Below are 13,298 nucleotides of genomic sequence, written 5' to 3'. Positions count from 1 at the left end.
GTGGCGTTTCCTCAAGGAGTCGTCACCACTCGACGTCGCCGAACTTGACGCCGTTGATGATGACCGTTCGCGGCGGGACCTCAGTGCCGGGCGCCAGCTCGCTGCCGACGACCACGCTGCGCTGACCGATCACGCTGCCGTCCCCGATGGTGCTGCGAAACACGATGGACTCGTCCTCCAGCACCACGTCGTCGCCCACCACCGTGGGCTCCTCGGGCTCACCGGCAACGGCCACTCTGCCGCCACCGTGTACGACGACCTTGTCGCCGTACTCCACGCGATCACCGACGACTAGGTCAGCTTCTTCCAGCGCATGGAAGACCACGTCATCGCCCATCCGGTCCACCGACCCGACTCCGAAGGGCTCACCTTCGTCGGCCCGTAGCGAGATTCGTGCGCCACTGACGCTGGAGAAACGACTGAAGGTGTCGATCAGGTTCAGGTCACCGATCAGCCGATTCCGGAACCCGGGCACCCGCTTCTCCTGCCCGGCGAAGCTCGGCAGGTCGCGGTCGTGGTTGAACTCGGTGTGCCCCGGGTCGAAGTTCACGCCGCGCACGTTGCTCGGGTTGTCCCGGTACAACCGGGTGTATTCTCGCGCGAAAGCGGTGTTCACCTCGATGACGGCCTCGTTGAAGGCCACATCGGCCTCGTTGATGAGGCGCACCTTGCCCAGCGCAGGGTCGTCAGCCTCCGTCTGGGTGGTGACGTTCTTGCCGGGCAGCACGATGAAGCCGCTGCGCAGCCGCACGCCGGGGCCGACCCGGCCAAGCGCCCCGACACCGGTGTTGCGTTCCAGGACAGCACCGTCCACCTGGCTCGAGAACGACAGGAAGACCTCCTGGTCGCCGGCCGGGTCGGCCGGAATGTCATTGCCCTCGACACCGATCTGGGCCGGTCCGATTACCGAGACACCGTGCGCCAGGATGACACGATCGCCGATCTCGACGCCGGGCTCCGCGTGGCCTTCACCGCGGGCGGTCTCACGCCCACCGTCACCGTCACCGTCATCGTCGGAGTCGGAGTCACCGGCGGAGTCACCGTCGTCGTCTCGTGCGCCGAGGATCAGGACGTTGTCCTGGACGTTGCTCTCGTCACCGACGCTGATGGGGGCATCGTCATCGGCAACCAGCTCGGCGAACGGGCCGACGTACACGTGTTCGGCCAGGCTGATGTGCTCCGGCTCCTCGACCTTTGCTGTGGAGTCCAAGAAGGTCGCGGTCTCGGCAGAAGATCCAGCCTGGCAGACCGGACGGTTCTCCTTGGTGGGGTGGCAACCCTCGGGCTCGGCGGCCGTGGCGCTCAAAGACACCAGCCCCGTCAGCAGCAGTGCCGATGCCGCGCCGCTCGCCGCGAGTGTACGTCTCATGATTCTTCCTCTCATGGGTCTTCCTCTCATGGGTCTTCCTCTCATGGGTCTTCCTCTCACATCCCTGGCGCTCATCCCGGTGATACCGGATGTGACGCGACGTCAATTCGTCAGTGAACTTAGTGTGCGCCAGTGTGGCATACGGGCTTTCTCGCTAGCTACCCCGATTTATGGGCTTGTTTTTTGGGAAATGCGGATTTGCTGGGCTGCCTTGCCCTATCGGCGGGAGCCGATGTGAAAGCGTTTCAACGAATGCTTGGGTGCACCTTGCGGCCGCATGCGAAAATGAACGGTAGCGGCGTCTCAGCCCGGTCGCTCCAGCCGAGGCCGCCGCCCTCATTGAAATCGGCGACGTAACATCGTCAAACATCGTCTGCCGGAGCCGACCAGAAAGTTGTCCTCACCGAAAGCACCGCATCCCATCCGTTTGAAGCCCCGTCCCACCACATCAACCAAGGGAGATCCCAATGTCCGCACCCCGCCGCGCCCTGATCGTCATCGACGCCCAACAGGAGTATTTTGAAGGACTGCTGCCGATCCAATATCCCGCACGCGATGAGTCACTTAGTCGTATTGCCGAGGCAATGGACGTTGCTGAGCAGGCTGGCATTCCGGTCGTCGTTGGGCAACATCAATCTCCCGCGGGGTTCCCGGTCTTCGCGCCGGAGTCGTCGACCTTCGAATTGCGCCCCGAGATCGCGAAGCGCGCCGACAATGTGGCTCATCGCTTCACGAAGTCATTCGCCAGCATCTTCGCGGGTACGGGCCTTGAGGAATGGTTGCGCGAACGCGGAATCGACACAATCACCATCGTGGGCTACATGACGAACAACTGCGTTATCGGTTCCGCCGCCGCTGCTGAACCCCTCGGGTTCGCCGTTGAGGTGCTGTCGGATGCAACCGGAGCCATCGACATTGTGAATTCCGCTGGTTCTGCGCCGGCAAAGCGGGTGCACGAGACAATCATGGCCGTCCTGAACTCCAACTGGGCTGCGGTCGCCACGACGAGCGCCTGGACCGAAGCCGTATCATCCGGGAACGCTGTCGCAGCAGACAACCTCATTGAGTCAGCTGCCCGGGGGCGGGACGCCAGGTAATTCAACGAACAGCAGAAATCGGTACAAAACGGGTCGCATCGAGTTGGACTGTCACGTTGTAAGTGCACGGGACACGGGTTTGGTAATGGTCGAAATGTTCTCGACGCGGCCAGGTGGCTAGGTCAATGGGTGTTTTGTGGTCCCCTGGACCGAACCGGCCGCTAATCCGGTCGTGTCGTCCTGGCTAGTTCGTGGATCGCGTCCAAGGGCTCACGCTTTCCAGCTGGACGTTCACGACGCTGGGTCCAGCGAGGAGAGTTCCAACAGCCGTGAAGTCTTGTTGAGGGAGGATGCTGTCGGTCGAGTCGATGCCATTGAACTGTCGCACGTTGACCCGCCCCGAGTTTGTGGACGAGAAGATGACCGGTTGCTCTGTACCTGCGTACAGATAGGCGTCGTAGCCGCCGGTCTCGGGTAGCGCGGGAAGGGCCGAAATCGGTGACACGGTAATGGACCAGTCGCCGGCGCCGGGCCCGACGGCGATCCAGCCCGCCGGGCCAACCGTGGAGTCCAAGCCATAGGCGACACTGGCGACATCGCCTTGATAGTCAGCCATGCCAGTTTCGTGGTACGTGCCGTCTTCACCATAAACCTGCGCGCCGGACTGCTCATTGGCATAGTGGCCGGGCGCCCACGTGATTGTGTAAAAGCCAGATTTAGCGTCGTCGGGAAAGACAATTTCATCAGCGCCGCTACCGGTGACAGTGAAAGCCTTGAACGTTCCGAATGTCTCGTCCGCCCACGCCTGTGCAGATTCCTGCGCAGTGGGTTCATCCGTCTGGGCGGGGGTTGAAGAGACCGACGCTGATGAATCAGGTGCGACGGGTTGCTCCGCTTGGCAGCCGGACAAGATAACAGCCGTTGCGGTCGCTGCGGCCAAAACAAATGTCACACGCTTCATAAAATCCCCTTGGTGTTTATCGTCTACTCCGCGTTGAGATGACGTCGTCGCTCTGCGCCTTGGCGCCCCACTGTCTCAGATTGAGTTTCGCACTGCCTCAGCTCGTTCGACAATTCGACAGGTGCGGTCGTGTGTGCGATGTCTATGCGTGGACCGTTGCCTTGATGCAGGCTCTTCAACTTGCGCCGTGAACTTGGATGCTGTCCGGGCGAACAGAGATTCCCGCAAAGGGAACCCCCCTGCGGGAATCTGATGAAAGCCGCCACTGCGTCTCGAGAAGCGACACCTGGTCGCGGGGTAGGCCACTGATGTCGGCCTCGCCCGTCTCAGCATCGATGCTGACGACTGACATGCTGTCGGGCCGCATGCCTATCCGGTCGGCGCCAGCGTCGCCACCGAGGAGTCGAAGTTACGTTGATGGAGTACGTCGGTGAAGGGGTGACGCTAGCTGGGTTTACGCATGAGCTTGTCAATTTGTAGTGCCGAGTCTCGCTCATGTTCGTCGACGACGGTAATAGCGTGTGAGGTCCACTCGACGCTCGTTCCCACCGAAAAGGGTGATTCCTTGGTGGGGTCCACGAGTACTGCGAGTTCTCGTGACTTCGAGAAGACCCACCGACAAATTGAGTTTCAGGCCAGCCTGTGGAGGATTCCCCTTGCCAGAATGGCGCCCAGCAACTTCAGTCTCGGTAACGTGGGCCCTGTCCGTGCGTCACAGCCGTCGCCGTGGAAAGCGGTAACCTCGGGAGGGCCCAGCGCAACGTCGAGGGGCATGATCTGTCGCAACGCAAAGAGATGGTTCGGTCAAAGATCGAACTCAAGGGGACGGGGCTTTGTGGTTGACGCGAGCGGGGGAAGCAAGCGGATGGTCGGGATCGCACGTCATGGGCGATTAAAGCGCTCGAATTCGTACGCCACAGCCTTGAAACTGGTGGCGGCCGTGCTGACCGTTGCTGTAGTCAGCACGTCAGCGGTCGCTGCTGTGTCGGTGTGGAGCTTCAGTAAGACGGTCGATGATAACGCCATCGACATCACTGCTGGCGACACGGCAGCGCTCGTGCCACAGCTCGAAAGCTACGAAAACGGCTTCAACATTCTCATGGTCGGCGTCGACAACGACGCAACTCAAAGCGCGGCGTATGGCGAACGCGACGGCACTCGCAACGATGTGAACATTCTTGTGCACGTGTCCGCCGACCACAGTAACGCTGTCGTCGTAAGCATCCCCCGCGACCTCATCGTGCCGCACCCGGCATGCACGGATGGCGAGAGCGGTGCCGAGTTTTCGGCGATGGCCGCCCGCCCCATCAATGAGGCCATGTCCCGGGGCGGGCTACCGTGTGTGGTCAAAACCGTGTCCGAGCTGACGGGACTCACCATTCCGTATGCCGGACTCATCTCATTCGACGGGGTCGTGCAAATGAGCGACGCTGTCGGCGGAGTACCCATCTGCCTGACTGCGCCCGTGAACGACGACTCGGCAGGCCTGTATCTGCCCGCGGGTACGAGCGTCGTCGCCGGGGATACCGCCTTGGCGTTTCTGCGTAGCCGCCACGGCGTCGGCGACGAGAGCGACCTGTCACGGATTTCCTCACAACAGATCTACATGGCCTCACTCATGCGCACGGTGCAGGGCAACGGAACACTCACGAGCATTCCGACCCTGATCAACCTCGCCACCGCCGCGGCCACCAACATCAAGCTCTCGACGTCCCTCGCCAAAATCNACCATGGTATCGATGGCCCTGGCCCTCCAAGACATCGACCTGGATCGGTTGCTGTTCGTGCAGTATCCCGGCACGACCGGAGACTCCAACTTCCCCGGCAAGGTCGTTCCCCTGAAAGCGGTGGCCGCAGACATGTTCACCAAACTCGCCACCGATGAGCCCTTCACCCTCCCTGGAACAACGCCAATACCAACACCAACATCAACAACGGATGCATCGGTGCCGGTCGAAACGTCAACGCCGGATCCGAGCGAAACCGTCGTCCCCGCCCCAGAGTCGACCGTTCAAGCGTTAGACGGACTCACCGGTCAAACAGCGCAGGATGACTCGTGCGCCCAAGCCTCCACCGGGTGACAGCGATCACACCGCGCTACTAAGCGGACGAAATAAGCGTAAGTTGCCCGTGCATTGGGAATTGGTGAGCAGCTGAGACATGAAGTGGTCCTGCTACCGGCCTGCTATTTTTCAGGTATTGGGGTGCCGTGCCATAGCGCACGCAGCCCACGCGTTCGAGGACTCGTTGGGAGCGCGCGTTGGGGATCAGCGTCTCCGCCTGAACCCTAAGCGAGCCCAATTCTTTGAATGCCAGCGCGGTCATTGCTCGAACTGCATCTGTGGCATAGCCACGTCCGTTGCTCTCTTGAGCGACCCATCAGCTTATGTTGAACGACTGAAGGCCCCTGGGTGATCCCGCTAAGGGCACCATTCGAGGAAGCGATCACCGCTGTCAGGGACGACGGCGTGATCGGCATCTACATCGAAACAATCGACAACGAGACAGCAAACGAAATGTCCGGCGTTTGTCAGATCGGTGGCACAGTCGGCGCCCCCGAGTGGGCCTCGTATGGTGTAGGGAGCCGGACGTCCGATCGTGATTTCTTCGTGAGCTCCCGCACGAACGGGCATGATTTCGGTCAGTACGGACATCCGCAACGTGGCGTTCTCGCCCTCACCACCGGTACTGGCCCACAACCCGACGATGTCTTTACTGCCTAGGTCATTTCCGGAACCGTCAATTGGACAGTAGCGGTGTTGCGTTCGAAGATGGCTTCATGAAAGACAATCGGCGAACTTCGCGACGTAGCCGCGTAGCCGCGTAGCCGCGTAGCCGCGTAGCCGCGTAGCCGTAGTGACTTTGATTCTGCTCGCCGCTGCACTTTCTGCCTACGCGCGCTTCGAAGTCTTCCACGGAACGGTCTGGCTGTTCTAGGTGGCGTCACTTGCGCTTCTCGTTGCGGCACTTGTGGTTTACGTCAGACATCTCAAACATGTCTAACGCAGCGGGAGCCCGCAAGGGAAACCTCCATCGGGAACAGAATGCGGGCCACTACTCTGGGGCGATGAGCACAAACGACTTAGTCTTTGTTCGCGCGGTGCAGGCATCAGATTTCATCGAGTGGGCGGGGCTTTATCGAGGATATCGAGCTTTTTACGCACTTTCTTCTGATGAAGGCATTGTTGAACGTGTTTGGACTGGGGTAAACGACGGCACGCATGAAGTCAATGCTTTTGTTGCCAGTTGCGGGGAGCGCCTCGTCGGGCTCGCGCATTATCGACGATTTGCCCGACCCTCTTCTGGCAGCGTGAGAATCCGCAGCCGCAGAGCAACGACGCACGTTTGGAGCGCCCGTAGTGGAATGCCCCACGTACCCACCTGCAGTTGAAGCGCGTTCAACTGGCGAAGGCCATCGCGGTTTCAGACAACGACGAGGCCGTGTCCTCCGAACAGCCGACTCGCGCTGCTCGGCGTCCTTCGGCAAGCTGAGAGTACGTGGCCGCGGAGCGGTCACGGCGTATTCTGACGACTACTCAAGAGACGAAAAAGCTATGCCTCTCATCTCATGCTGCACAATGTCGCTCCGTCAGCTGAGCGTCGCGGGGGTCGCGCTGATTGGCGCTCTTCTCTTAGCAGGCTGCACCTTGCCCACCAATGCTCCACCGGCGATGCCGTCGGCGAGCCCAACGACAGCGCCGATCCCCACGCCAACGCCCGACCCGATCGTCGACACCGGGCCGGTCGAGGGCGCGATGGGAAAGACCGAGACGGATGCCGAAGGCACTATCCGCTATACGACGGTTGCAGGCGACGTGGGCGGCCTCATTTGCGACCGGTTCGGCCGATCCTACTGGCAGCTCGACCGAGAAACGAACAACGCCGGATTCGACTGCCACACGGTCCTAGGCGTTGGCGTAGTCGTCATACCCACTACCGACGAAAAGCCACGCTGACCCGGAACTAACCGGGCCCGGCTAGGTCTTCGCGAAGCGTTAGCCGCCTGCCGTGCCGGTGACACCCTCGTCGTGACCAAGCTCGACCGGCTGGCCCGTTCACTTCGTGAGGCCAAAGACATCGTTGATGATCTCACCCTTCGTGAAGTCAAGCTCAGAATCGGCGGTTCCGTCCATGACCCCACCGACCCAGTCGGCAGGCTCCTCTTCAAGGTGCTCACGATGGTCGCTGAATTCGAGGCCGACCTGATCCGAGCACGCACCCGCGAAGGGATGTAAGTCGCCAAAGCTACTGGCCGGTTGCGCGGCAAGCAGCCCAAACTGTCCCCGGCGCAGGAGAATCACCTGGTCGAGGTCCACTAGCGCGGCGAACACACCACCGCACAGATCGCAGAACTAATCAGCGTCGCCAGATTCACGGTCTACCGGGCAATCCAACGAGCCGGGGACACCGCCGCCTGAACGTGCATCGTGCCGAGGACTATGGGTAAACGGGCGTTTTGTGCAGACGACTTCGAAAAATGACAACCGCGAAGGCGACGATGATTCGTCGGTGTCCCGGTCGCCATCCGCTTGACGGTCATGGAATGTCGGATCCTATTTTTAGTGGCCAACGCGCGGTCGGGCGCTGGTTTGATCGAGCGCGGCCCGGACTCGCTGTTCCTGCTCGTCGTTGAGACCAGCCTGCCTGGGTTCTGTGCGTTGGTTCTCGTAGGCAAGCGTGTCTCGCAGGGTGTCCTCCAATGGTCGTGTCACAAGGCCGGCAGCACGTGCACGGTCGGTGTTCATGGTGGCGAAACCACGCCATGCTGGGTCATCGATCCATAGCGGAAGTGAGGCCGGGCCCATCCATGAACCGATCTCGAGCTCGGCTAACTTCTCGGCCGGAACGGCACGTGGCTGTGTGGCACTGTTGGTCACCCGCGCGGCGACGGTGATCACCTGGTGGAAGGGGATGGTCGGGCCTGTGGCGTTGAACGTTGAATCGAGGTGCTGCTCGGCGGCGGTGATGAGCCATAAAGCAAGATCGCGCACGTCGACGATCGCGCATGGGAAGTCGGGGTCGTCAGGGACGATGACGTCATCCCCAGTGGGATTGGCAAATCGCCATGGCCATTACCCGGTCCGGCCCGACCAATCACCCGGCCCCCGATCAGCCCCGAGCGCACGATCGTGGCCGAGGAGTTGCTGGCGCGGACAGCGTTCTCGCAGGCGACCTTCGCCTCGCCGTAGGTCAACATGGCCTCCATCACCTCACCCTGCAGTGGAGGTCGAAGCGGTGCGTTCTCGTCCTGCTCGACGGTGGAGAAGTCGGCGTAGACGTTGCCGGAGGAGATGAACACCCAGTGTTGGGTGCTCAGATCACGCACGGGACGGCGAACCTGCCCAGGTTGGCGCGACACGTCGATCACTGCGGCCCAGGATCGCGAAGCGACCGACGCTAGACCGTCGTCGTCATCGCGGTCAGCAGATATGAAGGTCGCCCCCTTCGGGGCAGATGAACTGCCCCGCGCCAGGCAGGTCACAGCGTGTCCACGATCCAGTGCGGCTTGCGCGATAGCCTGCCCCAGCAAAGCAGTCCCGCCCAAAATCAGTAAATCCATGCCCTCAGCCAACTGAACGTTCGCGAGATCAGCAAGGGTGTTCACTCGTGGCGTAGATTGAGCAGGTCCTTCAATGCGTCTCATCTCTCTCGCTCTGGAAAGACCGAGACACACGCTGGGCAGGTCGCCTCTCAGCACGCACGTGGGTAGTCCGGGTTAGCTGGCATCCTCGGATTCTGTGAGGTTCCACAATGCCACTCTCCCGAGGTTTCGACACGTCGGCGAGTTGGCGCCGAACGTGCGGCCGCCAACGTCCGGCTACCGGGCACCATCCTCTGGTGAACTGCTGTCTAGGACGGCCTGAATTCTCCGAATGATCGACCCGAGGATGCCCGACGCGAGAAGCCCTGAACCGAGTGGGCCCGCGGAGTCCTCACCAAGTGGTGGCAACTGCCGAAGCGCTGCCCTGACTGGGGCATTCATGTGCTCGAGTTGCCAGGAGATCTCATTGGAGACTGCCGCGGCCTGATCCGTGGCGGCCAGCCCGGCGGCTTTCGCGGCGTAAGCGGCTGCGCCGAGTGCGTGCGCGCCCATGTGAGCGACGCCGGAGGCTTGTCCAGCAGCCCGAGCAGCTGCCACTGCCGAGGGCGAGTTCACGGCTTGCGCGGCCCGACCAGCAACGAAGCGCCTACGAATTTCGCCGGCGGTATCAAGTTCACCCTGAGCAAATGCCCGAGTACGAGCGATGGCATCACGTGGTCGGCCGTCTGTTGGAGCCTCCGTCTCAAAAAAGACCAGGACTCGCTCGGCACAGTCCGCGGCCCACGCTGCGACGAAGCGTCGATCAGCTTCACTGAGTGACTGCGGGGAAGGCAAGTCTCACCGGCTCGTGCGGCCGTGCCTTGGCCGTCGTAGGCCGAGCACAATCAGGATGATGCCGACGATCGCGAGGATGAGCCCGATGGAAAGCCACATCCGGTTGCCCGTCATGAAACTTCCCGGGATCAGATTCAGGCCCTGCCCGGCCCAGACTCCACCAAGGATTAGAGCGATCACGCCGACGGTGATCAGGGCGATACGTCCGCTAGGGCTAGTCACGTTTACCAACGTACCCTGACCGACTCACCTGTCGCCCGGTAGGGGCTCACCTTACGGAAATTGAGGTTCGTCGGTGACTGGCAGAAGGTGTGCACGCGAGGACTAACGTTTGTGCAGACGAATTCGAAGAATGACACCGATCAGGTTCGTCATACCTGCGCCCGACTCGCCCGCAGCAACGCTGGTCTTAGGGTGAAGCCATGGCTCGCATCCGAAGCACCGCGCTCGTTCTCTCAGTTGTCTCGCTTTTCTTGTGGGGCGTTACCGGCTGCGCTTCCCAGTCCACCGATGCCCATGTGTCGCCGGCCGCTGCGTTCGGCGTCACGCTGACCGAGTGGTCGAGCATCACCGACACGATCGCGGGCTCCATCCGGCCCACCTTCGACGCGTTCGAGGGAACGTGGGACGTGCCGCGCGCCGCGCCACCGGAGTCCGCCTGCTGGACCGAGTCCGAGGACGTGAGTGGTACCCCGCACTGGGAGAAAAGGTCAGACGGCTACGAAGTCGCCTTCTCCGCAAAGAACTCCTGGTTCGATAGGGACGAGGACCCGTGGACTGCCGCTGAATGCTACGCGCGGGTCTGGACGTCAACCTTCCCTACTACCAGCTTCGACCCGGATTATGACTCGTTCACCTACGGGGCCCAGCTCGCTGGACTGGTCGACAGCGACCAACTACGAGTGACGGGTGGGTTCGACGGCGACAACTGGATGTACCTCGCAGAAGTGTCTTGCGACACCCCTGGGTCCCGGGCTCTAGTGCAGGGGGGCTCGATCGAGCCCTTCGCGCACCCGTAGGCTGCTGCGTCAGGTAAGAACGTGGATGGCAACGGGATCGCTCCTAGAACTGAGGACTCGACTCAGTTCGGTTCCGCAGGTATCGATTCCTGAGACGCTCAGGCGACATGAATTGGCCGGGCCGCCGAGCGTTTCGTTCGTCCGCCCAGCCAATTCATCGTCAGGGCTTTAAACCGTTACAGGGCGCCCATTCCGCCATCGACGCGGTATTGAGCGCCGGTGATGAATGCACTTTCATCGGATCCAAGAAACACGACGAGGTTGGCGATGTCGGCTGCTTCACCGTAACGGCCGAGCGGGATTGCCTTAGCAAACGCAGCCTGCGCACCTTCAGCATCGTCTGGGCTGAAGCCAGCTTCCAACGAGCGCATCATGCGTGTGTTGACCGGGGACGGGTGGACAGAATTCACGCGGACGTTGAACGGTGCTGCTTCCAAAGCGGCGACCTTCATCAGGCCGACGAGCGCGTGCTTTGATGTGACGTAGGGGGACAGGTTCGGGGTCCCACTTAAACCGGAGACGGAGGATGTGTTTATGATGCTTCCGCTGCCGCGCTTCGTCATGATTGGTAGGACGTGCTTGAGGCCGAGAAACGCCCCGCGGACGTTGACAGCGAGAACGGAATCCAGGTCTTCAATTGGGGTGTCGACGATTGCGGCGACTTTACCTTCGATGCCGGCGTTGTTGAAGAAGACGTCGATGGTGCCGAACGCGGAGACCGTTTCAGCGACGTACCGTGCAACATCGGCTTCATCGGTCACGTTCGCCTGAATGGTGATCACCTCGCCGTGCGGTAACAATTCCGTCTTTTTTGCGTCGAGGGCTTCTTGGGATATGTCCACTAAGGCGACCTTCGCGCCGAGGCGGAGGAAAGCTTCCGCTGTTGCGACACCGATCGCGCCAGCTCCACCCGTGATAAAGATGCTGCGTCCTGAGAAATTCGTCAATGTATCTCTCTTACTGCTTCTAGTCTGTAGGGCACTTGCATGCCAGCACGACCAGGCCAGTCCACCTGCAAGTGTTGTTCCGTTGATTTTAACAGCGTGGCGCGACGCCCGAAAATAGGGGTGGTCTGCTTTGCGGACGTGCACACGTCGGTCGTGATGATCCCCTAGGCCGACGGATCACCTGTTTGTCGGCGCTCGCGGTGGCGGTGTGCTCCGCAATCGGGTTTATCGACGCGGGTGGTTTGATGCAGCCGCTGCTGCCTTAGACAGCGTTGGAGCGGCGCTGAATCAGTTCATTACAAAAATGAATGTGGGCAAGCGACGAATTGCCGACATCTTCACTTACACCAGATGGGGCGTAGATCCGCGTGATTACGCGGATCTTGCGAGTGTGCCCCCAGGCAGATTCGAACTGCCGCCCCTGCCTCCGGAGGGCGAACCACGCCGCAGACGTGGTCAGTGACCAAGGACAAAATACCCGATTCGAGGCCATTTATGGATCACACAAGTGTCCACCACTACTCATACACTGCCTGCCAGTTGTGGGCAGAATGTGGGCAGAATTCGAGTCGTCCGCCTGGGCGTCAGAACACGCGGGGTTGCGTCGTTCGCCCGCCGCGACGCGGGCGAACTCACGGCGGTGTGCGAAGCTCGACAGGGAAAAGGAGGAGCGTTGAACGGGCGGTGACCGTCTGGAGGTGATGCACTTGGCCAAAAATCGCGTTGCTGCCTGGCCTGATCGGCTGTATGTCGGCCTGAAGCTCGTAGACGGCCCGCACCGAGTCGTCAGGCCGTCGAACCGTCAGCGCCGGTGCGCGGCGACGCAGCTGCCCCGGTTAGTGCTCGCCGCCGAGGTTGCCGGCGAGGCGGGCATGCAGTTCGTGACTTGCCTCGTTCAATCCCTCGATGACGACGTGCTTGTCGTGCCGTTCATATTTGTAGGTGATGGCGTCGAGGGTGGCGACGGTTGAGGCGTCCCAGATGTGTGATGCCGACAGATCGATAACGATGCGGGCGGGGTCGTCGGCGTATTCGAACTGGGTCATCAGGTCGTTGCTCGAGGCGAAGAACAGCGCCCCGGTCACGGTGTAATACGCCGTCGGCACGGGCTGGTCGAGCTTAACCGTGCGTTCCACCCGGGCCAGGTGGGCGACCCGGCGCGCGAAGGCGACCATCGCCACGATCACGCCGGCGACGACGCCGATGGCCAGGTTGTGGGTGAGAACGATGATGACGACCGTGGTGACCATGACGGTGGTCTCGCTCCCCGGCATTCGCTTGAGAGTTGACAAGCGGACGCTGTGCCAGTCAAAGGTCAGATACGACACGATGATCATCACCGCGACCAGGGCGGCCATGGGCACGACGGCGAGTACATCGCCGAGGCCGAGTACCAGAACGAGCAGGAAGACGCCGGCGAGGAAGGTGGAGATGCGGGTGCGGGCGCCCGAGGCCTTGACGTTGATCATGGTCTGGCCGATCATGGCGCAACCGCCCATTCCTCCGAACAAGCCGCTCAGGATGTTGGCGACGCCCTGGCCCCAGGTCTCACGGGTTTTGTTGGAGTGGGTGTCGGTGATCTCGTCGAC

15 protein-coding genes and 2 pseudogenes are annotated in these 13,298 nt (G+C 61.4%); 7 read left to right on the top strand and 10 right to left on the bottom strand.

Features of this window, described 5'->3' with window-relative positions:
• Positions 1–22: 22 nt before the first annotated feature.
• Positions 23–1,369 carry an acetyltransferase gene (locus CXY72_RS04795; RefSeq protein ID WP_104126562.1) on the bottom strand — a complete coding sequence of 449 codons (1,347 nt, stop codon included), beginning with the start codon at positions 1,367–1,369 and terminating at the stop codon, positions 23–25.
• 467 nt (positions 1,370–1,836) lie between these two features.
• Between CXY72_RS04795 and CXY72_RS04790 the strand changes: the two genes are divergently transcribed.
• Positions 1,837–2,466, top strand: coding sequence for a cysteine hydrolase family protein (locus CXY72_RS04790; RefSeq protein ID WP_104126561.1), 630 nt, complete (start codon positions 1,837–1,839; stop codon positions 2,464–2,466).
• A 1-nt stretch (position 2,467) separates the two neighbouring features.
• On the opposite strand, the gene CXY72_RS04785 is transcribed toward CXY72_RS04790, so the two are convergent.
• Both CXY72_RS04785 and CXY72_RS04780 read right to left on the bottom strand, forming a co-directional pair.
• A complete protein-coding gene (locus CXY72_RS04785) occupies positions 2,468–2,593 on the bottom strand; it encodes a CatA-like O-acetyltransferase (RefSeq protein ID WP_233197660.1) in 126 nt (41 codons plus the stop codon).
• Positions 2,594–2,650: 57 nt separating this feature from the next.
• On the bottom strand, positions 2,651–3,367 hold the full coding sequence (locus tag CXY72_RS04780) for a hypothetical protein (protein ID WP_104126560.1): 717 nt from the start codon (positions 3,365–3,367) through the stop codon (positions 2,651–2,653).
• A gap of 931 nt (positions 3,368–4,298) precedes the next feature.
• Here CXY72_RS04780 and CXY72_RS04770 point away from each other — a divergent pair.
• Positions 4,299–5,252 carry an LCP family protein gene (locus CXY72_RS04770; protein ID WP_233197659.1) on the top strand — a complete coding sequence of 318 codons (954 nt, stop codon included), beginning with the start codon at positions 4,299–4,301 and terminating at the stop codon, positions 5,250–5,252.
• 215 nt (positions 5,253–5,467) lie between these two features.
• On the opposite strand, the pseudogene CXY72_RS20555 reads toward CXY72_RS04770, so the two are convergent.
• Positions 5,468–5,734 (bottom strand): annotated as a pseudogene (locus CXY72_RS20555) (GNAT family N-acetyltransferase); the annotation flags it as partial.
• 101 nt (positions 5,735–5,835) lie between these two features.
• Between CXY72_RS20555 and CXY72_RS19170 the strand changes: the two are divergent.
• From CXY72_RS19170 to CXY72_RS04750, 4 genes and pseudogenes are all read left to right on the top strand, one after another.
• Complete coding sequence (locus CXY72_RS19170; RefSeq protein ID WP_146071053.1) at positions 5,836–6,090, top strand: hypothetical protein; 255 nt, start codon at positions 5,836–5,838, stop codon at positions 6,088–6,090.
• A gap of 344 nt (positions 6,091–6,434) precedes the next feature.
• Positions 6,435–6,758 (top strand): hypothetical protein, encoded by a 324-nt coding sequence (locus tag CXY72_RS19485; protein ID WP_158252469.1) that lies wholly within the window; start codon positions 6,435–6,437, stop codon positions 6,756–6,758.
• A 187-nt stretch (positions 6,759–6,945) separates the two neighbouring features.
• Positions 6,946–7,323 carry a hypothetical protein gene (locus tag CXY72_RS04755; protein ID WP_104126556.1) on the top strand — a complete coding sequence of 126 codons (378 nt, stop codon included), beginning with the start codon at positions 6,946–6,948 and terminating at the stop codon, positions 7,321–7,323.
• A gap of 3 nt (positions 7,324–7,326) precedes the next feature.
• Positions 7,327–7,785: pseudogene (locus CXY72_RS04750) on the top strand (recombinase family protein); the annotation flags it as partial.
• A gap of 141 nt (positions 7,786–7,926) precedes the next feature.
• Here the strand turns inward: CXY72_RS04750 and CXY72_RS20000 are convergent.
• The 4 genes from CXY72_RS20000 to CXY72_RS04735 form a co-directional block, all read right to left on the bottom strand.
• The gene (locus CXY72_RS20000) at positions 7,927–8,265 is read right to left on the bottom strand and encodes a hypothetical protein (protein WP_233197657.1); all 339 of its coding nucleotides are present in this window, start codon (positions 8,263–8,265) and stop codon (positions 7,927–7,929) included.
• Positions 8,262–8,972: an NAD-dependent epimerase/dehydratase family protein gene (locus CXY72_RS19995; protein WP_233197656.1), complete on the bottom strand. Its 711-nt coding sequence runs from the start codon at positions 8,970–8,972 to the stop codon at positions 8,262–8,264. Before CXY72_RS19995 ends, CXY72_RS20000 begins: the two co-directional genes overlap by 4 nt.
• Before the next feature lie 213 nt (positions 8,973–9,185).
• Positions 9,186–9,743, bottom strand: coding sequence for a putative immunity protein (locus CXY72_RS04740; protein ID WP_104126555.1), 558 nt, complete (start codon positions 9,741–9,743; stop codon positions 9,186–9,188).
• A 3-nt stretch (positions 9,744–9,746) separates the two neighbouring features.
• Entirely contained in the window at positions 9,747–9,965 is a 219-nt protein-coding gene (locus CXY72_RS04735) for a hypothetical protein (RefSeq protein ID WP_199183957.1), read from the bottom strand.
• Positions 9,966–10,165: 200 nt separating this feature from the next.
• Here CXY72_RS04735 and CXY72_RS04730 point away from each other — a divergent pair, with 200 nt between their 5' ends.
• Positions 10,166–10,762 carry a hypothetical protein gene (locus CXY72_RS04730; RefSeq protein WP_104126554.1) on the top strand — a complete coding sequence of 199 codons (597 nt, stop codon included), beginning with the start codon at positions 10,166–10,168 and terminating at the stop codon, positions 10,760–10,762.
• Positions 10,763–10,938: 176 nt separating this feature from the next.
• On the opposite strand, the gene CXY72_RS04725 is transcribed toward CXY72_RS04730, so the two are convergent.
• A complete protein-coding gene (locus CXY72_RS04725) occupies positions 10,939–11,853 on the bottom strand; it encodes an SDR family NAD(P)-dependent oxidoreductase (RefSeq protein ID WP_199183956.1) in 915 nt (304 codons plus the stop codon).
• A gap of 692 nt (positions 11,854–12,545) precedes the next feature.
• On the bottom strand, positions 12,546–13,298 hold a 753-nt coding region (locus CXY72_RS04720), incomplete at its 5' end, for a SulP family inorganic anion transporter (RefSeq protein ID WP_146071051.1).

The organism is Cryobacterium sp. Y57, assembly GCF_002929505.1.
Classification (GTDB): Bacteria; Actinomycetota; Actinomycetes; order Actinomycetales; family Microbacteriaceae; genus Cryobacterium.
This window is presented reverse-complemented; position numbering and strand designations above follow the sequence as displayed.